22 protein-coding genes are annotated in these 22,582 nt (G+C 38.6%); 13 read left to right on the top strand and 9 right to left on the bottom strand.

The genetic code is table 11. The annotated features are described in order from the left end of the window. Positions 1-84 precede the first annotated feature (84 nt). Positions 85-843 (top strand): NADP-dependent (R)-specific alcohol dehydrogenase, encoded by a 759-nt coding sequence (locus PL11_RS03565; protein ID WP_035166416.1) that lies wholly within the window; start codon positions 85-87, stop codon positions 841-843. 160 nt (positions 844-1,003) lie between these two features. Next, complete coding sequence (locus tag PL11_RS03560) at positions 1,004-2,365, top strand: cytosine permease (RefSeq protein WP_035166415.1); 1,362 nt, start codon at positions 1,004-1,006, stop codon at positions 2,363-2,365. Positions 2,366-2,410: 45 nt separating this feature from the next. On the opposite strand, the gene PL11_RS03555 is transcribed toward PL11_RS03560, so the two are convergent. Continuing rightward, a complete protein-coding gene (locus PL11_RS03555) occupies positions 2,411-3,235 on the bottom strand; it encodes a CPBP family intramembrane glutamic endopeptidase (RefSeq protein ID WP_035166414.1) in 825 nt (274 codons plus the stop codon). 139 nt (positions 3,236-3,374) lie between these two features. Then, entirely contained in the window at positions 3,375-5,357 is a 1,983-nt protein-coding gene (locus PL11_RS03550) for an ABC transporter ATP-binding protein/permease (RefSeq protein WP_035166412.1), read from the bottom strand. A gap of 148 nt (positions 5,358-5,505) precedes the next feature. On the opposite strand from PL11_RS03550, the gene PL11_RS03545 reads away from it, so the two are divergent. The 7 genes from PL11_RS03545 (at position 5,506) to PL11_RS03515 (ending at position 13,863) form a co-directional block, all read left to right on the top strand. Beyond that, positions 5,506-6,063 carry a CHRD domain-containing protein gene (locus PL11_RS03545; protein ID WP_035166410.1) on the top strand — a complete coding sequence of 186 codons (558 nt, stop codon included), beginning with the start codon at positions 5,506-5,508 and terminating at the stop codon, positions 6,061-6,063. Positions 6,064-6,241: 178 nt separating this feature from the next. Continuing rightward, on the top strand, positions 6,242-7,804 hold the full coding sequence (locus PL11_RS03540) for an Nramp family divalent metal transporter (RefSeq protein WP_035166409.1): 1,563 nt from the start codon (positions 6,242-6,244) through the stop codon (positions 7,802-7,804). Between the two features lie 31 nt (positions 7,805-7,835). Beyond that, on the top strand, positions 7,836-8,288 hold the full coding sequence (locus tag PL11_RS03535; protein ID WP_035166407.1) for a universal stress protein: 453 nt from the start codon (positions 7,836-7,838) through the stop codon (positions 8,286-8,288). Positions 8,289-8,386: 98 nt separating this feature from the next. Beyond that, the gene (locus tag PL11_RS03530; RefSeq protein WP_035166406.1) at positions 8,387-9,730 is read left to right on the top strand and encodes an MFS transporter; all 1,344 of its coding nucleotides are present in this window, start codon (positions 8,387-8,389) and stop codon (positions 9,728-9,730) included. Between the two features lie 230 nt (positions 9,731-9,960). Continuing rightward, positions 9,961-11,388, top strand: coding sequence for an NAD-dependent succinate-semialdehyde dehydrogenase (locus PL11_RS03525; RefSeq protein ID WP_035166405.1), 1,428 nt, complete (start codon positions 9,961-9,963; stop codon positions 11,386-11,388). A gap of 537 nt (positions 11,389-11,925) precedes the next feature. Further along, entirely contained in the window at positions 11,926-12,840 is a 915-nt protein-coding gene (locus tag PL11_RS03520; protein ID WP_035166404.1) for a metal ABC transporter solute-binding protein, read from the top strand. A 120-nt stretch (positions 12,841-12,960) separates the two neighbouring features. After that, on the top strand, positions 12,961-13,863 hold the full coding sequence (locus PL11_RS03515) for a matrixin family metalloprotease (RefSeq protein ID WP_035166403.1): 903 nt from the start codon (positions 12,961-12,963) through the stop codon (positions 13,861-13,863). A gap of 50 nt (positions 13,864-13,913) precedes the next feature. On the opposite strand, the gene PL11_RS10340 is transcribed toward PL11_RS03515, so the two are convergent. The 4 genes from PL11_RS10340 to rpmG form a co-directional block, all read right to left on the bottom strand. Then, positions 13,914-14,045, bottom strand: coding sequence for a putative metal homeostasis protein (locus PL11_RS10340; RefSeq protein WP_191982086.1), 132 nt, complete (start codon positions 14,043-14,045; stop codon positions 13,914-13,916). A 21-nt stretch (positions 14,046-14,066) separates the two neighbouring features. Beyond that, on the bottom strand, positions 14,067-15,182 hold the full coding sequence (locus PL11_RS03510; RefSeq protein WP_035166401.1) for an NAD(P)/FAD-dependent oxidoreductase: 1,116 nt from the start codon (positions 15,180-15,182) through the stop codon (positions 14,067-14,069). Further along, positions 15,179-16,294 carry an ammonium transporter family protein gene (locus PL11_RS03505; RefSeq protein ID WP_078256906.1) on the bottom strand — a complete coding sequence of 372 codons (1,116 nt, stop codon included), beginning with the start codon at positions 16,292-16,294 and terminating at the stop codon, positions 15,179-15,181. Before PL11_RS03505 ends, PL11_RS03510 begins: the two co-directional genes overlap by 4 nt. A gap of 123 nt (positions 16,295-16,417) precedes the next feature. Beyond that, entirely contained in the window at positions 16,418-16,567 is a 150-nt protein-coding gene (rpmG, locus tag PL11_RS03500) for a 50S ribosomal protein L33 (protein WP_035166400.1), read from the bottom strand. A gap of 303 nt (positions 16,568-16,870) precedes the next feature. Here rpmG and PL11_RS03495 point away from each other — a divergent pair, with 303 nt between their 5' ends. From PL11_RS03495 to PL11_RS03485, 3 genes are read left to right on the top strand one after another with little or no spacing between them, the layout of a single operon-like run. Further along, positions 16,871-17,491, top strand: coding sequence for a metal ABC transporter ATP-binding protein (locus PL11_RS03495; RefSeq protein ID WP_237047532.1), 621 nt, complete (start codon positions 16,871-16,873; stop codon positions 17,489-17,491). Positions 17,492-17,501: 10 nt separating this feature from the next. Continuing rightward, positions 17,502-18,362 (top strand): metal ABC transporter permease, encoded by an 861-nt coding sequence (locus PL11_RS03490; protein WP_035166399.1) that lies wholly within the window; start codon positions 17,502-17,504, stop codon positions 18,360-18,362. Beyond that, complete coding sequence (locus PL11_RS03485; protein ID WP_035166398.1) at positions 18,340-19,290, top strand: metal ABC transporter substrate-binding protein; 951 nt, start codon at positions 18,340-18,342, stop codon at positions 19,288-19,290. The genes PL11_RS03490 and PL11_RS03485 overlap by 23 nt, the downstream gene beginning before the upstream one ends. 71 nt (positions 19,291-19,361) lie before the next feature. On the opposite strand, the gene PL11_RS03480 is transcribed toward PL11_RS03485, so the two are convergent. After that, entirely contained in the window at positions 19,362-19,694 is a 333-nt protein-coding gene (locus tag PL11_RS03480) for a hypothetical protein (RefSeq protein WP_035166397.1), read from the bottom strand. A gap of 81 nt (positions 19,695-19,775) precedes the next feature. Next, positions 19,776-20,060, bottom strand: a complete 285-nt coding sequence (locus PL11_RS03475; protein WP_035166396.1) for an ArsR/SmtB family transcription factor — start codon at positions 20,058-20,060, stop codon at positions 19,776-19,778. A 169-nt stretch (positions 20,061-20,229) separates the two neighbouring features. Between PL11_RS03475 and PL11_RS03470 the strand changes: the two genes are divergently transcribed. Beyond that, entirely contained in the window at positions 20,230-22,014 is a 1,785-nt protein-coding gene (locus PL11_RS03470; RefSeq protein WP_035166395.1) for a hypothetical protein, read from the top strand. A 65-nt stretch (positions 22,015-22,079) separates the two neighbouring features. Here the strand turns inward: PL11_RS03470 and PL11_RS03465 are convergent, their stop codons facing one another. Beyond that, entirely contained in the window at positions 22,080-22,553 is a 474-nt protein-coding gene (locus PL11_RS03465; protein ID WP_035166394.1) for an 8-oxo-dGTP diphosphatase, read from the bottom strand. Positions 22,554-22,582: the final 29 nt, after the last annotated feature.

The following is a 22,582-nucleotide window of genomic DNA, read 5'->3' as shown; positions in this document are numbered from 1 at the left end:
GTGTCAACTCACCAGAGTAATTATTTCAGCTGATTGGTAAATTGTGATATCGTTTACATGAAAACAAGTAAGGGGGATTTTTTTATGGCAGATAGATTAAAAGGTAAAGTTGCAATCGTTACTGGAGGTACTTTAGGGATTGGTTACGCAGTTGCACAAAAGTTTGTTGAAGAAGGCGCTAAGGTTGTAATCACTGGTCGTCGAGAAGAGGTTGGCGAAAAGGCTGCTAAAGAAATTGGCACCCCAGACCAAATTCGGTTTATTAAGCATGATGCATCAGATGAGCAGGGTTGGACTGACCTATTTGATGAAACGGAAAAAGCGTTTGGTCAGGTTACTACATTAGTAAATAATGCTGGGATTGCACTTGCTAAGAATATTGAAGATACCACTGCAGAAGAATGGCGTAAGTTGATGTCAATTAACCTTGACGGTGTATTTTATGGTACTAAATTAGGAATTATTCGCATGAAGAATAAGAATTTAGGGGCTTCAATTATCAATATGTCATCAATTGAAGGCTTCGTTGGGGATCCTAATTTAGCTGCCTACAACGCATCAAAGGGTGGAGTTCGTTTATTGACTAAGTCAGCAGCTTTGCACTGCTCGCTGAATGATTATGATGTTCGGGTTAACACAGTTCACCCAGGTTACATTAAGACACCATTGGTAGATGATATTCCAGGTGCTGAAGAGGCTCAATCACAAAGAACTCAAACACCAATGGGACATATCGGCGAACCTAACGATATTGCATATATGTGTGTTTACCTTGCATCCGACGAATCTAAATTTGCTACTGGATCAGAATTTGTTGTTGATGGTGGATATTTAGCTCAATAAAGCTATTGCGCGAATGTCAATTTGACCGTATAATCAATCATTAGAAATTAAACCTTTAATTAGTCCCGTGAGGCTATAAGGAACGACTTAACAACAGTTATAGACTGCTGAAATCCCCTTATGCCACGGCGCATAAGGGGATTTTTAGTTAGGAGCTATTATGGAAGAAAAACGGTTTGGTCAAATTGAAGTTATTGAAAAACAACATCGGCATCAGTCGTTCTGGGACATGTTTGCCACTTGGGTTGGAGCCAATGCTAATAATGGAACTTGGTACGTTGGGGGAGTAATGGCTGCGTGTGGATTTGCGACGGCATCTGTAACAATGGTAGTTGCGGGAGTAATTTCATACATTCTGTTAGCCCTTGCGGCGAAGATGGGCTACGATACTGGAATTTCATCGATGGCCTTGACTAGAGCATCATTTGGGCTTCGAGGTAGCTTTTTGCCTTCCGTAATCAATCTAGTTCAATTTATTGGTTGGGCAGCGGTTAATACGTTTATCGCTGCAACATCAATTAGTTACATCTTGCATGACCTTCTAGGATGGCCAGTTTACGGAAAGCCAGGAGGGATGAAGGGGCTAATATGTGGAATCATCGTCATGAGTATTCTCCACATTCTTAGCACCTCAATGGGAGAAAAATCCGTCAGAATCATTGAGCGAGTCGGAATTGTGCTAGTTTTCATTTTGGTAATTTGGGAAAGTTATGTTGTGTTTAAACATGTATCATTTAGCCAAATTGTTTCCTACCGTCCAGCTGCAGACGTGCGAATGACACCTGGTCAGGCAATTGACGTTTTGGCAGCATTTAACCTTGCCTGGGTCACTGCCGGCAGTGATTTTACGAGATTTTCTAAACGAGAAAGTAGTGCGACGTGGGCACCGTTCTTGGGTGCCAACCTCGGATTGTTCTGGTTTACTATGGTCGGGACAATTTCAACATTAGCAACTGCCATTACTTTGGGTCACTTTGATGCGAATAATTCGGACCCATCAACGATTGCCAGCAAACTTGGTTTAGGGATCTTAGCAATGTTAGTAATTATTATTACTAGTACCACTGCCAATGCGGTCAACTTAATGGCTGCGGGTTCTGCGTTGACCAATATGACTAAGCGATTAAAGCTAACTCCTAGCATTATCCTAGTTACAATTATTGCGACATTCGTTACCTTTATTCCTGTTTTTTATTCAACTTTCCTAGGAGTTTTCACAGCATTCTTGGATGGAATTGGGATGTTCCTGGGCCCAGAAATTGCAATATTCTTAGCTGATTATTATCTTCTTGAAAAATCAACGTATGATACCACTGAGTTTACCAGAATTAATGGTAAGTACTGGTATCAGTTTGGAATTAATTGGGTTGCTATTATTGTGTGGGCAGTTGCTGTTGTCAGCTATAGCCTGTTCAAGATGGTACCATGGATTGTAAATACAGTTGGTGCGACTTTCGTGTCGATGATTTTGGCAGCAATTTTGTATGTTGTCATTATGAGATTGACTAGAAAAAATAAATAATAAACTAAAAAACTGCTAACATCTGTTAGCAGTTTTTTAACTTAGTTATTTAATATGTTCTACCAACGTTTGGTTATATTTTCTAAACGCAAATAGATAAAATAAAGCTACTAATAACATCGAACCGAATACCACAATAAAGCCATTCCACTGTATCACGGCATCGCCAGCTAAAGCGCCTTTAGGTGCTGACATGAAACTGGCAAAATCATAGACAGAGTGGATAATGATTCCATAAACTAAGGTATGGGTGTGGAGGTAGAGTACTCCGAATAAAACGCCAAAGATTGCTGCGTAAACCATTTGTTGAAAGACGCCTAAAAGGGATGACCCAGGGTTCATCAAGTTAGTAATGTGCATTGCACCAAAAATTAGTGCTGAGTAAATCACCGCTTTTATTCCGGAATTTTTACCAGTGCTAAATGCTAATAATAAACCGGCTAGTAAGAATCCACGAAGAAAAGTTTCTTCCCAAAATCCTGCTGAAATTCCATACAAAACGTCTGCCATATTCTTACCAATACCCATATTAAGCCAATCGCTGGTATTATTAATTACCTGTGGCAGTGTATTTAAAAAGAAGTACCACATACCAATTACAATCATTGGTAGGACTCTAACTAATCCACGTAAGTTTCCAAGTGAATAGTTTAAATGAAAGTTGAATTTCTTAGCGATGGCCATGATTCCAAATGAAATTGAAGCTACCAGCACAATGTGAATCACTGAATTGATTCCATAATTGGGAACCAGTAATTCTATTAATCGTGATGCAAAAATATAAACAAGATAAATTCCAATTGTTACGAAAATTAATGGTCTGACCATGTTTGATTGAGTTAAAGTTGCCTTTTTTTGTGCATTAATCATGACAAGATCCCCCTTATGGATAATGGCTTACAAAAAGTAACTTTTATTTTTATGGGAGATAATATAGCACCAGCTAAAAATTTGGACAAATAAAAAGCACAACTAATTCAAACGATTAGTCGTGCTTATTTGGTTTCGATTAATCTGCAGCTAACGCATCAATTGGGTTAAGTCTAGAAGCCCGACGTGATGGCATTAGCGCGGCGATGAATGAAATAATTAGTGCGATAATAACCGTAACAATTATATTAGTTGGAGTTATCTGCACCATGTTATATTTGACGATTCCGTATAGGACATTGTTCAGTCCAATTGCTGCGCCCCACGCGATAACTAAGGCAATTGCAGCGGAGAATAAACCAATAAATACTGATTCAGCTGTGAATAATCGTCTAATGTCTTTCTTCCTAGCGCCTAATGCACGCAGAATTCCAATTTCTTTAGTTCTTTCTGAAACGGACATGTACATCGTGACGATGATCATCAGAGCAGAAACGATTAATGAGATTCCCGCAATTGCAGCCAACAAGATTGTAGCGATTTGAACGTATTGGTTAACGGTATCTAAAATTTCACCGACGGTAATTGAACCAAAGGTGTATTTACCATCTGACTTGATGTTTTTAATGTCTTTGGCAGCTTGCTTAACTTGAGTACTCTTTTTGATGTTGACGGAAATGTAGTTTGCCTTAGTTTCCGCCTTGGCATCTTTAAGTAGTTGTTTCATTGTACTGAAGTTTGTTGCGGCAGGAATTGATGCGCTGCCACCCTTTGTAAAACCAACAACTTTCAAGGTTCCTTTTACTTGAACGGGATGATTTTTAGAAGTGATCCAAGGTAGTGATAGCTTGATCTTTTTGCCAATCAGATTTTTGTAATTTTTACCACTTGATAATGAAATGGCCTCGTTCTTACTGATGACAATTTCATTATTTCCAGGTTTGTGACCGGTTTGAATGGTGTTAGTCGCAAACGCCTTTGACCAAGTTTGTAGTCCGTTTCCGTTTGAGTTCTTTCTACCTCTAGAGAGGGTGTATGTGCTGAGTTGGTATCCAGGCTCAACTTTATCTACATTTTTTATATCCCTCAGTTTAGCAACTTCCGAGTCTTTAACCAACATCTTTTGTGGCTGGCTTGCAAACTTGCTCATTGATGCTTGGAATGCAGCGGTACTCATCTTTTTACCAGACGGATTTTTCATTACGGTGACTGAGTTTGGGTTAACCATAGAGTTGATTTGGTTCTGAATAAACGCACTAACTCCGTTCCCAAGTCCACTAAATAGTAAGACCGCAAACAACCCAATTGCGGTTCCAATCATAATCAAAGAATTACGCCAGAAGTTGTATTTTAAATGCTTAAAGGCATTGTTGTAGCTGGCACCAGCTGAAAGTGGTTTGGATTCGATTTTTTCAGTATTACTAGGAATTGGGAAAGCTGGCTTTAATCGAGTATCACCATCTAGCTTTCCATCCGCAAGGTGGACAATCCTAGTCCCGTAATTAGCAACATCCTGTGAATGAGTAACGGTTATTACTAGCCGACCTTCGGCAGCAATTTTTTCTAGAATTTCTAAAACTTCTTTAGTGTTTTGTGAATCTAAGGCACCAGTTGGCTCATCTGCGATAATGATATCGGGGTCACTAGCTAACGCTCTAGCAATTGCGACCCGTTGCTTTTGACCACCAGACAATTGATTGGGATGCTTTTTTAGCTGATCTCCTAGGCCGACTTGAGTTAGCAAGTCGATTGCCCGTTGCTTTCTTTCAGCGTTGCTTAATTTGGTCATATCTAGTGACACCAAAATATTATCAACGATGTTTAGATGACTTATTAGATTGTAAGATTGGTAAATGTAACCAATGGTACTTCTCCGATAATTGTCTAATTGTTTTTCTTTACTGTGATCCAGTTTCTTACCATCAACGATGACCGCACCATCAAAGTTTCGGTCAAGCCCACCGATAATGTTCATCAACGTTGATTTACCGCCACCAGACTCACCTAAAATGGAAACGAATTCGCCTCGTTCGAGATTGAGGTCAATTCCCTTTAGAACGGGAAATTCTTCGCTTCCTAGGTAGTATGACTTATGGATGTCATGTAGTTCTAGAAATGCCATGGATGTTCCTCCTTATTTATGCAACACGTGGTAAATATAAACACCACGGCATCTAAAGTCAATAACCAAATAAAAAATATTGCATATAAATTGTTCGCAATCTATTTATTGACTATACTTAAGTCAACTAAACAAAAGGAGTGATTTGATGACAAAGTATGAAGCAAAGATTGAACCGTTAAATGGCAACAAGATTGGAACCAGTGCTACAGGAGTGGCTACTTTTACTATTGATGGCGACCAACTAGATGTAGAAATTACTATGGAAGGAACTTCTCCAAATACAGAGCACTGGATGCATTTTCATGGATTCCCAGATGGTAAAGATGCGGAACCAGCAACTGAAGCCCAAGACACTAATGGTGATGGTTATGTAGACTTGCCGGAAACTGAGCCGGTTTCAGGGACTACAATGGTGCCTTTTAACGATGCCCCTGAAGAGATGAATGTCTTGACTGATACTTACCCAGTTTCTGATTCTACTGGTCACTATCACTATGAGAAAAAAGTTCCGCTATCAGAAATTAGTGCCAAGTTTAAAGAAGTTTTCAATGATGATGATTTACGCTTGGATAAACGGGTAATCTATATTCATGGCGTTCCTGCAGATATGGAATTTCCTGATACAGTTCAAGGATCAGTGGGGATGTATGACCCCCACACGACATTACCAATTGCTACTGGAAAAATTGTTAAATTAGATTAGAACCATTACAGATTATTCAACTTATAGGGAACGCTTTCATAGCTATGACTGTTGAAGTTTTTGAACTAATTACCCCCTGAAAATGCCCGTCTACGGGCATTTTTGGGGGTTTCTTTTTGAAAAAATTGTGATAGTATAAACGGTGGTGTTAAACACGCACTAAGAGGAGGTATCCGCTATGGATAATAACAAAAATCCAAAGAAGAAGGGCTTAATTCACTACGCAAATGGTCGTTCTTTAGAGGAAATCAACGGAACCGTTGAAGTACCAAAGGGTAAAGGATTCTGGAAGACACTATTTATGTATTCAGGACCTGGCGCATTAGTAGCTGTTGGATACATGGATCCAGGTAACTGGTCAACATCAATTTCTGGTGGACAAAGTTTTCAATACCTATTGATGTCTGTAATCTTAATGTCGAGTTTAATTGCAATGTTACTTCAATACATGGCGGCTAAACTGGGCATTGTGACGCAGATGGATTTGGCGCAAGCTATTCGGGCAAGAACAAGTAAATCATTAGGAATTGTTTTATGGATTTTAACAGAGTTAGCAATTATGGCAACAGATATCGCAGAAGTTATTGGTGCTGCGATTGCCCTATACTTGTTGTTCCACATTCCATTAGTTTATGCGGTATTTATCACAGTATTTGATGTTTTGCTTTTACTATTGTTAACGAAAATTGGTTTCAGAAAGATCGAAGCAATCGTTGTTGCTTTAATCATGGTTATCCTATTTGTTTTCGTTTATCAAGTAGCATTATCAAAACCAGACTGGCTTGGAGTTGCTAAGGGATTAATCCCAACTCCACAAACATTTTCAAGTTCACCTGAAATTGGTGGGATGAACCCACTTCAAGGTGCTTTGGGAATCATCGGAGCAACTGTTATGCCCCATAACCTATATCTGCATTCAGCTGTTTCTCAAACAAGAAAAGTTGATCATGATGATGAAGAAGATGTTGCAAGAACTGTTCGATTCTCAACATGGGATTCAAACATCCAACTTTCATTTGCATTCATCGTTAACTCATTACTATTGATCATGGGTGTTGCTGTGTTCAAGACTGGTGCAGTTAAGGATCCATCGTTCTTCGGTTTGTTCCAAGCTCTTTCAGATACTTCTGTATTGAGTAACGGAATTTTAATCGCAGTTGCTAAATCAGGAATCTTGTCAGTTCTGTTCGCCGTTGCCTTATTGGCTTCAGGTCAAAATTCAACCATTACGGGTACTTTGACAGGGCAAGTTATTATGGAAGGTTTCATCCACATGAAGATGCCACTATGGCTTCGTCGTTTGGTAACCCGTTTGATTTCAGTTATTCCCGTACTTCTTAGTGTGGCAATGACAAGTGGTCAATCAGCTATTAAGCAACATGAGGCTCTGAATACGCTGATGAATAATTCTCAGGTGTTCCTTGCTTTCGCTTTACCATTTTCAATGTTGCCACTTCTTTTGATGACTAACTCAAAGGAAGAAATGGGTGACAGATTTAAGAACTCATTCTTAGTTAAGTTATTTGGCTGGATATCAGTTATTGCCTTAACATTCTTGAACTTAAAGGGATTACCAGATTCAATTGCTGAATTCTTTGGTGCAAATCCTACCCCAGCCCAGACTGATATGGCGAACATAATTGCTTATGTTTTAATCGTTCTCATTTTGGCGCTATTAGCTTGGACAATTTATGATTTATATCGTGGTAACAAGAGAGTTGTTTCTGGTTCAGATAAATAAAAATTGTGATGGTTGAAAGAAGGGGAATTCCATGCAACAAAAGCAGGAAGAACATAAAAATTTTAAAAGAATTCTGGTTGGAGTTGATGATTCAGAAGATGCCCAACTAGCATTTAGATACGCAATTCGTGAAGCAAGAAGTTCTGATGCAACATTAATCATTGCTTCAATTCTTGAACATGAAGATATGAATGTTTATGAAGCTCTCAATAAGGACTTTGTTCACGGTAAGCGTGATGAGTTAGCGGATCATATCTCTAAATATCGTGATTTGGCACTTAGAGCCGGTGTTAAGAATGTTGAAATGATTATTGATGAAGGCGAAGCCGGAGAAACAATCGTTAAGAACGTTATTCCAGCTGCGGATGCTGATTTGTTAATTATTGGTTCACTTTCAAAAACAGGAATCAGAAAGTATTTTGGTTCCCAAGCTGCATACATGGCTAAGTATTCACCAATTTCAGTTATGGTTGTAAGAGAATAATTTAATTAAAATTGGCAAGCAATTTAGCTTATAGGCAGGAAATCGAAGAATGTTGATTTCCTGCCTTTTTTATAAATATATTTTTGGGGGAATCTACTTTGGAACTTTCAAATAAAGCCAGAAAGTGGTTTGTTGCCACTTTGCTGGTTGGAACTTTTACAATGTCAATTAGTCAGTCAGCACTATCGACTGCATACCCAACGTTTATGCGCTACTTTAACCTACCAGCTAGTACAGTCGCATGGCTAACCACTGGGTTTATGCTAGTTATGTCTGTGGTTATGCCACTATCTCCTTGGCTGATGGATAACTTTAAATTCAAACCACTGTATTTAACCTTACTGGCAATTTTTGCGATTGGGACAATCATAATAATATTTGCGCCAAACTTTCCAATTATGATGGTTGGTCGGCTAATGGAAGCAGTCAGTGTCGGAATCTTATTTCCTTCGTACCAATCAATTATTTTGGAGATTACACCACAGGAGCACCGTGGTGCAATTATGGGTACTGTTGGTCTTGTAATGGGTTCTGCTTTAGCAGTTGGACCAATCATTTCAGGTGTTGTTCTCCAAGTTTTAAATTGGCAAGCGATTTTTGGTCTCTTTTTAATCGTATTGGTTGTGGTATTTTTGTTAGCATCGAGAACGATTATTAGCCCAAGAGAAATTAAAGCTACTCGTTTTGACTTTCTATCAGTGTTTTACTCGCTCGGAATAATTGGATTGTTGTATTTTATTAATGAAATCAAACAAATGACTAGTGGCAATTACGGTAACTGGATTATCTTAGTAATTTCTTTAGTGCTACTGGGTTTGTTTGTACAACGGCAACTGGCATCAAAGGAACCTTTATTGCGACTGGACATTTTAAAAATCGGTAATTTTGATTTAGGTGTTGCATTAACTTCACTTTCCTATATGTCACTAATAACTGTGACAATTATCATGCCGCTCTACTATCAACAAGTACTTGGAATGACACCTCTTTGGTCTGGATTAGCCTTGGTTCCAGCTGCTGCATTATTATCTTGGTTAAACCGTAGAAGCGGTAAAATGGCTGATAGGGTTGGTTTTAAGCCAACAATTATGATTGGATTTGGTCTATTTATCGTCGGCTGGTTATTATTACTTTCAATTAGTGGATTACACAATGTTTGGCTAGCAATTATTGGATCGATGGTTGTTGAAGCGGGTAACGCATTTGCGATGATGCCCGCCACAACTTTAGGTGCCAATTCACTTACAGATGATTTGATTCCTCATGGGTCGTCGATTATTGCTACAATTCGGCAAATCATGGGATCGACTGCGGTGGTTATCGCTACGGTTATTTTAGGAAACGGGAACTTTTCCGCGGTATTCCTAACTTTTTTGCTTTTGGAAATTTTTGCCATGATTTTGGTATTTATTATTAAAGATTCGACTAAAAAGATGGATTAATTAAAATTATTTTCACGGTCTATTTACTTAAAAGGCAGCGTTTTTAGTTATTTTTGAAAACGTAGCCTTTTTATATTGATTACATTTTCAAAGCGTGCTATGATTCTAGTTGGGCGAAATGAAATCGCTTTAACAATCTATTAAACCAATCTTGCAACCACTTGCTGGTTGCTTTTCTGTTTCTTAGAGAGATTGATTATTTTTTCACAATTTTAGGAGGAATCATAGACATGGCATACAAGACAGTAAATCCATATACAAATGAAGTAGTGAAAGAGTACCCAGAGACAACAGAAGCTGAACTAAGCTCGGCAATTGATACTAGCTACAAACTGTTTAAACAGTTCAAGAAACAACCTATTTCAGAGCGGTCAAAGATTTTGCATGCTGTAGCCGCAAATATTCGTAAACATTCTGATGAATTAGCTAAAGCTGCAACCGTGGACATGGGTAAGCTTCTTCGCGAATCAAAGGGTGAAGTTGAGCTTTGTGCAATTATTGCAGACTGGTTTGCAGATCATTCAGAAGAATTATTAAAACCTGATAAGATTGATACTATTGCCACTGGTGAAGCAGAAGTTCAAAAGCACGCTACCGGGGTAATTATGATGGTTGAGCCATGGAACTTCCCTTATTACCAAATTATGCGTGTGTTTGCACCAAACTTCATGGTTGGGAATACAATGATTTTGAAGCATGCATCAAACACCCCAACATCAGCACAAATGTTTGCAGATGTTGTTGAAGAGGCAGGTGCTCCTAAGGGTTCACTTACTAATTTGTTCTTAAGCTACGACCAAGTTACTGAAGCTGTTTCTGACCCTAGAATTCAGGGTGTTGCCTTGACTGGTTCAGAACGTGGTGGCCGTTCAGTTGCTGAAGCTGCTGGTAAAAACTTGAAGAAAAACACTATGGAACTTGGTGGAATGGATGCGTTTATTGTTCTCGGTGATGCCAATATCGATGATGTTAACAACGTTGCGTGGAGAGCAAGACTCTATAATGCCGGTCAAGTATGTACTTCATCAAAGAGATTCATTGTTATGGATAACCTTTACGATGAGTTTGTTGAAAAATTAAAGGAAAACTTTGCTGCAGTTAAACCTGGTGATCCAATGGATGATGACACAACGTTGGCACCAATGAACTCAGAAAAAGCTAAGAATAAGCTACAAGATCAAGTTGATCGTGCGGTTGCTGCTGGTGCTACCGTTGAATATGATAATGAACCAATTGATCTTCCCGGTCAATTCTTCAAGCCAACTATTTTGACTAATATTACTAAGGACAACCCAGCATACAGTGAAGAAATGTTCGGACCAGTCGCTCATGTATACAAGGTCCATAGCGAAGAAGAGGCAATTGAACTTGCTAATGATTCAATGTTCGGATTAGGTGGGATTGTATTTGGCGGTGATACAGAACATGCTGCTGAAGTTGCTTCCCAAGTTGAGACTGGAATGGTCTTTGTAAATAACTTCATGGTTTCATTGCCAGAAATTCCATTTGGTGGAGTTAAGAACTCAGGATATGGCCGTGAAATGAGCCATATTGGTCAGATGGCGTTCGTTAATGAACAACTCATCGTCAAGGCGGACAAGCCAAACTTTGATAATTTGGCTGGTGGCCTTGTAGCGGTGGATAAGAATGGAAAGTAAAAGAGTGCTGAGCTAAACGGGATTCATCGATCATTAACGGAAAAATCGAAAGCGAGCAAACGAAGTGCGCAAGGCAAAATTTGGAGCTAAGAGAAAAGTCTGAGGTTGGAAGCCGTTCTAAGAAAGAGTGCTGAACCCAGCGGGAGTTCACGAGCACTAAGTCGCAAATTTTGGAGCGAGCAAGTGAAACGCGCGGACAAAAATTTGTGCTTAGGAGAGTGAACTGCTCGGTGAAGCCGTTCTAAATAGAGTGCTAAGCGGTAATCACTAATCACTACTTTAAAAAGCGTCCACAAGATTATTATTTAATCTTGTGGGCATTTTTTATGTTTAGCGGCAAAAATTGATGGAATCATTGACTATTAATTGGTAATTTTGCTATATCTCCTGGATGTAACCACATTCTTTCAAAATGTATCAACAATTAAATTAATTTCCCATCTTGTGACATTTGTCTAAAACTTATTGACAAGTTAAAACTTATACATCATAATGTAAAAAGTATTGATTACTATTTAGAAAAAGGAGATCGTCGTTTTGGTCAAGAAATCAAGATTTTTTGTTCTACTCGCTGCGTTGTTTTCACTAATTTTCTTTATCGCTGGTTGTTCATCTAATGGGGGATCTAACGCCAAGAGCGGTAAGATTAATGTTGTTACTACCACTGATTTTTATGGTGAAGTTGCCAAGGCTGTTGTTGGGGACAAGGGTAAGGTTACTTCAATTATTAATAATCCTAATGTAGACCCTCATGATTACACACCAACTACTAAAGTCGGTACTGAAGTTGCTAAGGCAAACGTTGCCGTAGCTAATGGTGTGGGCTATGATGGCTGGATGAATAAACTGGTTAAGAACAATTCAGATGTTAAGTACATTAAGGTTGGGGAATCACTATTAAACAAAAAAGATGGTGACAATCCTCACTTGTGGTACAAGCCAGAAACTATGCCCAAACTTGCTAATGCATTAGCAGCTCGTTTTGGTAAAATTCAACCTAAGAACAAGGCATACTTTAAAAAGAATGCTCAAAAGTACATCAATTCATTGAAGCCAATTAATGAAAAGATTGATAGTTTGAATGCAATTGCTAAGAAGTCAGATTCAAAATTAGTTTATGTAAGTGAACCTGTTTTTGATTACGCTCTTGAAGCTGCTGGCTTTAAGGTTGGAAATAAGAAGTTTGAAGAAGACACTGAAAACGATGTTGATCAAGCTCCAAGTACAATTAAGAATATGCAAGAAGGAATCAAAGGAAAGAAGATTGCTTTCTTCGTATTTAACAAGCAAGTTGATTCAAAGACCGTTGATAACATGGTTTCTCTTTCAAAGAAAAGCGGAGTTCCCGTATTACCTGTAACGGAAACCTTACCAGCTGGTAAGACATACAAATCATGGATGGTTAGCCAATACAGCCAACTTGAAAAGATTTTGAAGAACGCTGAAAAATAATTAAACTTCATAACCTATTGGACACAAACATTTTCTAATGAAACTGTTTGTGTTTTTTAGTTTATCCAAAACTGCAAACATGCGGAAACGTGGTATGCTTATTTTTGAGGAGGGATTTTCATGACAACCAAGCTTAACTTACGGATAAAACTACTGATGATTTCAGTTTTATCCTTGACACTATTTGCCTTTCCAACAAGCTCTAATGTGCATGCTAGCAGTGTTAAACCGTCTGCGACGATGCTTAAAAAAACGAAAACTTACTATCGAAGTCATGCTAAGACAATTGCCAAGAAGTATCGCATTACTTATAGTTTACAGACTGCCCTGACTAAGAATGGTCACGCCAAAATCTATGTGGCAACTAAAAACAAGACTCTAAGATCTAGTATTAAATTAGCAGTTAACTATTGGAACCAAAAATTAGGTAAGAAGGTAATTACGTATGGGACTAAGCGTAGCCATACTCTGACGTTTTCAGTTTCTAAGGAACCAATTACCTCTGGAGTAGATACAGGCGATGCATGGTGGATTCCAAAACTAAAGAAAATGCAAGTTCGTGATTATTACTATAAATTGTCCGTTAGTGGCATCCGAAATGAAATGTTGAAGAAATCCTTGAGCCAGTTTTCTGCGGTCGCTAATCGCAAGATTGTGGCGTATGCGAACCAGATAGGAAAGTCTGATCCAGATTATTATTCAAAAGTGGAACATTACAGACAACAGCAAATTGACTATGTTCAGAAGCAATTAGAAGAAGTCCAAAGCTCAATTGACAAGAATGGTACGGCTTATAAGGCACGTAAATTCCAATATGCAAATATCATCACCCATGAATTTGGGCATGTGTTTGGACTAGAGCATTCACCAAACAAAACTGACGTAATGTACTGGTCGAGTCAAAGACCTGAGATTTTTGATTATCAGAAGGTTGCTAAGAGTAAAAATGGGTTTAATCCAATTACACAAACGGATTTAATGAGAACTAAACTAGCTTTGAACATGAAAAAAGCTGGAGTATAAAAAATAGACCTAACGCTGAGGGGCAACTCAGAATTAGGTCTATTTTTTAATTACTTACTTGCCAATGCATTGTGCTTCTTTTGTCGCTTAACTTCGTGAATGATTTTCAAGGCACGCTTACGAGTCTTAATGTTAGGACTCTTCATTCGCCGGTAAGCAGAAGCAAGATCTTGTTTCTCCAAAGGAATTCTCCTTTCGGTACATCAACACTCGCAGTTTACATCACAATCGTCAAAGTCATCTAAAAACATGTTTGCGTTTTTGTACGCTTGAGTGATTTGTGGATTAGCTGCCAGATTGTTGCGAGCTAGAATTTCTTCTGCCAACGGTGCAAAACGTTGGCGGTATTTATAGATGTAACAAAGTACTACGTCGTCATGTGTTACCTGTGGACCAATCAAAAAGACATTGGGATGGATTGTTGATTCGTCGGAGGCTGTGAGTACAGGACGATTTGAACTAACTTCGAAGAGATTACTGATCAATGGGCTTTGCGAAACCGCAAACCCGGTTGCAAATATTGGTCTGGTTTGTGATATTGCTGTTGAGGCATCACGAAATGTGAGGTTATATTCAGAGGTTGTTTTTTTAATAGCCACGAGTTTCTTATTAGACTCAATATTAATCATATTCGCATAGTTCAAATAACGACTGGTGGTGTAGGTTGATAATCTTTTGCTAGGATCAGCTGATTTTGATTCGAGACCACTTTCGTCGGTATAAATTGTTGACGGGATACCTCGTTTGGCAAGATTGACAGCGATATCAATGCCAGCTTCATTACCACCGATGATGGTTTGCGGTTTGCGTTCAAAATCGTCGTAATCTTGAATATCCACGTAGTGCAGCCCATAGTTGCTCCCTGAAATGTCAGGGCGATAAGGATATGAATAGTCACCAATTCCAATAAATACATATTGAGCCTCAATCACTTCTGATGATGAAAGCATCAATTCATAGTGGTTTCCAGAAGGGATAATATCTTTAACCGCTGTGTTTTGAATGACGGGTAGATGATTCATCATCGCTACTAAGCGAAGGTAATTTGCATATTGCTTTCCAGAGGGATGTTCTGAATTGATTGAATATGCTGGTGAAGTATCTGTTGTAATGGAATTTAAATCGGGTGCACCAAAACCATTCGTAGTAAAGGATGGTGAAATGAAGTGAGTCTCTTTATTCCATTTATCGAAAGTAGCACCCACATAATCCTTTTCTAGAATTACGAAGTTATTGATTCCGTAATTTTGCAAGGCTGTTCCAAGGCCAATCCCAGCGGGACCTGCCCCAATTATTGCGACTGAGTAGTTAACGTTCAAAATGCTTCTTCCTTTCCTGTTCGGACTTTAAGCTCCTTTATAGCCTTTACAATTCCTAAACTGATCAATGTGCCAAGTAACGTAATTAGAGTTGTGGTGAGGAGGGTTAATAATTCAACACCAGTAAAGTTAAAACCACCTGCAAGTAATCCAATTGCGCCATCTTTGTTGACAATTGGGCTTGCAAACAGAATTAAACCAAGAGTTCCAACAATTCCACCGATACCATTTATTGCAAATGAATCGACTGGATCATGGAAGATGTCTGATGCTGACAGGAGCTCACACATGTAGTGGCAAATAATGCCACTAACTAACGCTACAATGAGCATTGATAAGGTTGAAACGTAGGCTACGAGAGCTGTACTGGCAACGAGTCCACAGATAATCCCGTTGTACACGGCACCTGCATCTGAAGAAAGTCCAAGGTTACTGCTGTATGTCCAGCCAATTACTGATCCGATAACTGCAACTAAGGTATTTACGATGATCGAGGATCCACCGTTGCTGAATACACCTGCGGGGGCAAGGTTAAAGCCAAGCCAGCCGGTTAGGATAAACAAGGTGGCAACGTAATTTAGCAGTTGGTTATCTTTGGGTAATTTAATTCGGTTGTTTCGCATAAAAACTGACAAAATTAGGCTGGTCAATCCTGCGGTCAAATGGACAACTAGCCCGCCGGAAAAGTCTAGAGCTCCCATTTTATAGAGAACTCCGGTCGGTGACCAAATTAGGTTCGCAATTGGGGCGTAGACCAATAGCGTCCAGAGGGGGATAAAGCCGACAAAGAATTTCCAGCTGGCATTTCTTAGAACAGTTCCGGTAAACATTACGATTGAATACAAATAAAAGCACATTTGTGAGAGTAATGTTATGTCTGGATTCCCACTTTGGAGACTTAGACTAGAAAAACCAAAGTGGAAAGATTCAGAGTTACCGAAGATTATCCAACAAGCAATTCCACAGAGTAATGCGGTAATCATTGATGTTAGATGATTGTCTGATTCGCTATCGGGGTAGCTGTTTATGTACATTACCGGGACAAAGAAAATCATGGGAATCATTACGAGCGAGCAGAGCAAAACAAAATTATCATTCAAATGACCTATCATCTCCAAAATCGTAAATAGTAATCGTTACGGTTTAACATTATGAATCCAATCACAAAGATTTGTCAAGATAAAATTTAAAATAAAAAAGGAGACTTGCAAAAATGCAAATCCCCTAAAGACTAATTAGTTTTTCTTTTCTTCGAAAATAACTCGTTTGTGAAGTTTTGGTGAATACTTCATCAATTTGATTCTATCTGGGTTATTACGACGGTTTTTACTGGTTAAGTATTCTTCGCCAGTTTCTTTATTGCGTAATACGATATTGATGCGCATACGAATGCCTCCTTGACAAATAGTAACTAATACCATTTAAATATTAAAGCATTTTGCTGAAATGTCAATGTTTTGCGGACCACTGTTTCTTAAAGAGTAAAAATTACTATTGACGGGGGTGGGAAATTCCTATATCTTTTTACGAGGAGGTGAGTAAGCGTCAAAAATGTTTTGTTACTAAGGTATAGTTTTTAAGGAATGATTCACATACTTATTGTCAACGGAGTCAGTGTTGTCTACCAGAATCGGAAGAAAGTGCTATCGGATGTATCATTTTCAGTTCCCACTGGTACAATTACTGGAATCATCGGCCCAAACGGTGCGGGGAAATCCACACTATTGAATTCCATTTTAGGAGTTATCCCCCACGAAGGAGGAGCAACCTTTGATGGTGTGAGCCTTCCCCAAATGGCAAAAAAGATTGGGTACGTACAACAGAAGAGTAAGGTTGATCTGAACTTTCCGATTACAGTTGCAGAAACAATCGGTTTGGGAATCTTGCCAAGGCTAAGGTTGTTTCAACGACTAAGCAAAAAGAAATATCGCCATGAAATCGAAAGTGTCATGGATCGAATTGAGATGACCGAATTCGCTGATCGACAAATTGGCCAACTATCAGGCGGACAACTTCAGCGAGTTATGATTGGCCGTTGTATTATTCAACAACCAGAATTAATTCTGTTAGATGAACCATTTGCTGGAATTGATGCTCATAGTGAAGCAACGATTATGAAAATCTTGCGTGAACTTAAAGCTGAAGGAAAGACGATTTTGATGGTTCATCATGATTTGAATAAGGTTTCAGAGTATTTTGATAATACGGTAATCATTAAGAAGAACTTGATTGCAGCAGGAAAAACGGACGATACATTCAATTCAAAGAATATGAGTGCAGCGTACGGATTGCCAATGCTGGAAGTATAGGGAGGATAATATGATTACTAATTTTATTAGTGGACTTCAAGAGTTTCACTTTTTACAAAACGCTTTGATCACCTCGGTAGTAATCGGAATAATTGCCGGAACTATCGGAAGTTTTATCATTCTAAGGGGAATGTCCTTAATGGGCGATGCAATCTCACATGCGGTGTTACCAGGGGTTGCAATCTCGTTCATGTTTGGAATTCATCCGTTAATTGGAGCTGCAATTTTCGGGATTGTCGCATCGTTTTTAATAACATTAATCAGACAGAATAGTGTCATTAAAAGCGACACGGCCATTGGAATTACCTTTAGTACCTTTTTGGCACTAGGAGTGATTTTGATTGCCCTCGTTCCAACTACTACCAACCTGTTTCATATTTTATTTGGAAATGTGTTGGCAGTTCAAGATCAAGATATGTATTTAACTATTGGAGTATCAGTAGTTGTTTTAATTTTGGTTGGATTATTTTTCAAGGAATTATTATTAACTTCATTTGACCCAACCATGGCCAAAGCACTTGGAATGCGTGTCAACGCATATCATTACCTATTAATGGCAATGCTTACGTTGGTATCAGTCGTTTCAATGCAAAGTGTGGGAACAATCTTAATTGTTTCACTGCTTGTTACGCCAGCGGCAACAGCTTACTTGTTCTGCAATAAATTAAAGTCGATGATTATTGTTTCCGCAACTCTCGGTGGAGTGACCTCAGTACTAGGTTTGTTTATAGGATATAACTTAAATATTGCTGTTGGCTCATGCATTGTAATTGTGGGGGCTATAATTTTTGCAATTAGCTTCATCTTTTCACCAAAACAAACACTAATCCACCGGAGGAGATTATCCAATGAAACTGAAATCGATTCTTAGACTAGCCCTTGTTGCGGTTCTAGGTCTTACACTAACTGCATGTAGCCAATCAAAGTCAAAAGATAGTTCACAAAATACTAATGCATCATGCAAGGTATCTGTTGTTGCAACGGACACAATTATCGGTGATATTGCAAAAAACGTTGCTAAAAATCACGCTGATATTCATGTAATCGTTCCAACAGGTCAAGACCCTCATGAATATGATCCACTTCCAGAAGACGTTTCTAAAACCGCTAAAGCTGATTTAGTATTTTACAATGGTCTTAACCTAGAAAATGCTAAGAATGCCTGGTTCACTAAGATGCAAAATAATCTTGGTGAAAAAGTTAAGAAAAAGTCATTTGCTGCTAGTGAAGGCGTTGATGCCATTCACTTAGAAGGTAAGGGTCAAACTAATAAAGAAGATCCCCATGCATGGTTAAACCTTGAGAACGGAATTATTTATGCCAAAAATATTGCTAAGCAACTTGAAAGAGTAGATCCTAAGCATAAGTCTGATTACCAAAAGAACTTGAATGCTTATGTTGGTAAGCTACAAAAGCTTGATGCCAAAGCAAAGAAAGCATTTAATAAGATCCCTAAGGACAAGAAATTAATTGTTACTAGTGAAGGTTGCTTTAAGTACTTCAGTAAGGCATACAATGTTCCTTCAGCTTACATTTGGGAAATTAACACTGAAGTTGAAGGCTCACCTGATCAAATTAAGACTTTAGTACGCAAACTAAAGAAGACAAAGGTTTCATCAATTTTTGTTGAAAGTAGTGTAAGTAGAAAACCAATGAAGACAGTTTCTAGAGATACGGGAATTCCAATTTACTCAACGCTATTTACTGATTCAATTGCTAAAAAAGGCCAAACTGGTGACAGTTATTATGGCATGATGAAGTGGAACTTAGATAAGATTGCTGAAGGTTTAGCAAAATAATTCTGTCCATATTCATTAATAAAGGACCACGAGAATAAATCTCGTGGTCCTTTTCATTTATATTTAATTAGTTAGCTTACCACATCAACAGGTCCGTGATCATCAACGTGACCATCATGAACGTGTTGTAAACGTCCGTTTACCAAGTAGTCAACGTGGTCGCCGTGAGGAACAGTTTCATGTCCGCAGTATTCGTCATGGATCTCGCCTTTAACTGGAGTTTCAGCATCTGGATTCATGTCGGTTACTTCAATCTTGCACTCGTCCCAATGGTCTTCATGTTTATGATGAAGATGCCCATTTGCTTCTACGTAATCTACGTGGCCTTCATGCAGTAATTTCGTGTGTCCACACTCTAATGAGTGTACATGGTTTTTAATTACTTCTGCTTTGTTGTCTGCCATAGTAAATTCCTCCCTAGATAATGAAAACGGTTTCTTCCTACATCTATATATAAACATATGTTGATATGTTTATCAAGAAATTTACTCAGTTAAATGTGAACTTAAGATTTCCAGTATTTGCTTCACGTGATCATCAGCCAAATCAAAGAATTTTTCCTTTCCATGGGTGTGGAAACAAACAAGTGCAGAGTCGGCAAGAATACGAATATGGTGCGATACGGCTGGCTGGCTGACCTTCACTTGGTTTACTAGTGCAGTGACGTTCTGGTGGCCATTATTGAGCAAACTATACAAGATTTGCAATCGGATTGGGTTATTGAGTGCGCGGGTGATGTGATACAATTTGCGGCTTTGTTCTTCGTCCATAATTTATCCTCTCAGTAATGGATTTATTCTGTTAATCATAATCCATATTTCGAAAAATATTAAGTGGTTTTCAAAAAGTTGTGGACGAAATGCTCATTTTACGCTAATATGTTTGTTGCACTGCTATAAATAGTAACGATTACTATTTAAAAACAAGGAGGAGATTTTCTTGAAAAAGAGATACATATTTTTATCAGTAGCAGCATTATTGGGAGTTGGTGCTTTTGCAGATAATGCAGTTGCGGCCACTACCAGCTCACAAGTAGCTGCAAAGCCCCAAGCCGAAACCAGTGAGGCATTAGTATTTAGCTTACAAAATGGCTCTCCTGCTGCCTATGGCAAAGACCTAACGGTGAAAGTTTACGATGGCCAAAAGCTCGTTACTACCAAGGTGATCAAAAAGACTACCGACGAGTATCCTAGTCTTGCAAATACTGGAGTTACGTTAACCACAAAGGATGGGTTAGTTAAGGGGAGAACGTATAAACTTGTCTTGACTTCGGATAATCAACAAGTAAAGCCACTTACAGAAACATTTGAATTTGGTGATAAGCAAGAACTAGATGTTGAAGTTGATGCCTTTGCATACCTTGCTGGAAAAAGAGTATTTAAGATTGTTGATGCTGATTCTGGAAAACCAATTGCTAATACTAGTTTGAAAGAAATTCCTAATCTAAATGGTGCCGTTAAAGATAACCAAAAAATCGCTAAGCACACCGATGAGAATGGTTTGGTAACCGTATCGACGGATGACAAAGAATTTATTAGAGATGTTATTTACCACTTCGATATTGATGGTTACAACCAAGTTGGTGTAATGAACTTTAACTTAATCGGTGGTGAAAAAGGTGATAAGGTTGAAGTCATCAAGGTTAAGCCTGTAACAGTCGCAAAGCCCCAGGTCGAAACCAGTGAGGCGCTAGTATTTAGCTTACAAAATGGCTCTCCTGCTGCCTATGGCAAAGACCTAACGGTGAAAGTTTACGATGGCCAAAAGCTCATTACTACCAAGGTGATCAAAAAGACTACCGATGAATATCCTAGTCTTGCAAATACTGGAGCTACTTTGACAACTAAAGATGGGTTGGTTAAGGGCCAAACATACAAACTTGTCTTGTATTCAGATAATCAAAAAGTCAAGCCACTCACAGAATCGTTTAAATTTGGTGATAAGCAGAAACTAGACGTTGAAGTTGATGCCTTTGCATACCTTGCTGGAAAAAGAGTATTTAAGATTGTTGACGCAGACACTGGAAAACCCGTTAAGAATGCCAATTTAACAGAAATTCCTAATCTAAATGGTGCCGTTAAAGATAACCAAAAAATCGCTAAACGTACCGATAAGAATGGTCTGGTAACCGTATCGACAGATGACAAAGAATTTATTAGAGATGTTATTTATCACTTCGATATTGACGGTTATACTCAGGTTGGTGAGATGAACTTTAACCTAATTGGCGGTGAAAAGGGCGATAAGGTTGAAGTTATTAAGGTTAAGCCTGCGAAAGTCATAAAACCATCAGTTCCAGCTAAGCCGGCGAGTCCGGTTGAGCAACCATCTACGCAACAACCGGTTAGTCAGACCCAACAACCAAGCTCCCAACCGGTAGCTCCAACTGAATCAACTAATTCAACGCCAGCAGTTCAAAATCCTGCTCCTGTTGTAAATTCAAATAGTTCTACTAGCCAGCCTGCAAAACCGGTTAAAAAGAACAATTCCGCTGACTTATTAGCTACTAAGTTTGTTAAGGGGAAACGTTATGTCAAGGTTTCAGGAAGCCATAGATTTTATAGTAATTACCATTTGAACAAGTGGGTTAAAACTAGGACTCACAAGCAATTCACGGTAAAAGCAAAACTTGTGATTGAGAAACAAGGCCATAAGCTAAACTACGATTTAATTAGTGATCGTCATGGTCACAAATACGTGATTTATGCTGGATTTGTTCATTAGATACAAATAAAACGGTAACCAAAAATTCATTTCTAAGTCTGAAGTGAATTTTTGGTTACCGTTTTTTATTGTTTAGGATTTAGTGATAAATGACCGTTCATTTCGTTTGAAAAAGCATCAACTACGTGTGGTTTAGTGAAGATTTCGAGCATTTCCATAAAACTATCTGCCGTATTTTCTTCAGTTAGGTCATCGAGATTCATCCAGAAGTTCTTACCTTCTTCGCTTTGCTTAAGCTCACCAGACAAGTCGCTGGTTCTATATAGAAAGCCAATTCTGCGATAATCAGGGTTAGTATCAAACCACTCAACGTTACCACACAGCTCAAGGTTTTTAACTGTTAGCCCAGTTTCCTCAAATACTTCCCTGACCATAGCATCATAAAGGCGTTCGCGGTTATCAACATGGCCGCCGGGGAAAGTGTGACCGAATTTCCAAGTAACGTCAGTTTTATCCTCTACTAGCACTTCGTTAGTTTCGGGGTTATAAATCATGCACATATTAACCATTTCAATTGGTTCAGAACGTGAATAAGTCATTTGCTCACCTCAAACTCAGATTTACATTT

The organism is Lentilactobacillus curieae, assembly GCF_000785105.2.
Taxonomy (GTDB): Bacteria; Bacillota; Bacilli; order Lactobacillales; family Lactobacillaceae; genus Lentilactobacillus; species Lentilactobacillus curieae.
The sequence above is the reverse complement of the archived record's forward strand: the minus strand, read 5'-3'. Positions and strand labels throughout refer to the sequence as shown.

Excerpts from the sequence above, each read along its gene's own strand:
- rpmG (WP_035166400.1), bottom strand. The coding sequence starts at position 16,567 with ATGCGCATCAATATCGTATTACGCAATAAAGAAACTGGCGAAGAATAC.
- PL11_RS03485 (WP_035166398.1), top strand. The coding sequence starts at position 18,340 with ATGAAACTGAAATCGATTCTTAGACTAGCCCTTGTTGCGGTTCTAGGT.
- PL11_RS03525 (WP_035166405.1), top strand. The coding sequence starts at position 9,961 with ATGGCATACAAGACAGTAAATCCATATACAAATGAAGTAGTGAAAGAG.
- PL11_RS03565 (WP_035166416.1), top strand. The coding sequence starts at position 85 with ATGGCAGATAGATTAAAAGGTAAAGTTGCAATCGTTACTGGAGGTACT.
- PL11_RS03480 (WP_035166397.1), bottom strand. The coding sequence starts at position 19,694 with ATGGCAGACAACAAAGCAGAAGTAATTAAAAACCATGTACACTCATTA.
- PL11_RS03555 (WP_035166414.1), bottom strand. The coding sequence starts at position 3,235 with ATGATTAATGCACAAAAAAAGGCAACTTTAACTCAATCAAACATGGTC.
- PL11_RS03505 (WP_078256906.1), bottom strand. The coding sequence starts at position 16,294 with ATGATAGGTCATTTGAATGATAATTTTGTTTTGCTCTGCTCGCTCGTA.
- PL11_RS03550 (WP_035166412.1), bottom strand. The coding sequence starts at position 5,357 with ATGGCATTTCTAGAACTACATGACATCCATAAGTCATACTACCTAGGA.
- PL11_RS03475 (WP_035166396.1), bottom strand. The coding sequence starts at position 20,060 with ATGGACGAAGAACAAAGCCGCAAATTGTATCACATCACCCGCGCACTC.
- PL11_RS03545 (WP_035166410.1), top strand. The coding sequence starts at position 5,506 with ATGACAAAGTATGAAGCAAAGATTGAACCGTTAAATGGCAACAAGATT.
- PL11_RS03540 (WP_035166409.1), top strand. The coding sequence starts at position 6,242 with ATGGATAATAACAAAAATCCAAAGAAGAAGGGCTTAATTCACTACGCA.
- PL11_RS03465 (WP_035166394.1), bottom strand. The coding sequence starts at position 22,553 with ATGACTTATTCACGTTCTGAACCAATTGAAATGGTTAATATGTGCATG.
- PL11_RS03515 (WP_035166403.1), top strand. The coding sequence starts at position 12,961 with ATGACAACCAAGCTTAACTTACGGATAAAACTACTGATGATTTCAGTT.
- PL11_RS03535 (WP_035166407.1), top strand. The coding sequence starts at position 7,836 with ATGCAACAAAAGCAGGAAGAACATAAAAATTTTAAAAGAATTCTGGTT.
- PL11_RS03490 (WP_035166399.1), top strand. The coding sequence starts at position 17,502 with ATGATTACTAATTTTATTAGTGGACTTCAAGAGTTTCACTTTTTACAA.
- PL11_RS03560 (WP_035166415.1), top strand. The coding sequence starts at position 1,004 with ATGGAAGAAAAACGGTTTGGTCAAATTGAAGTTATTGAAAAACAACAT.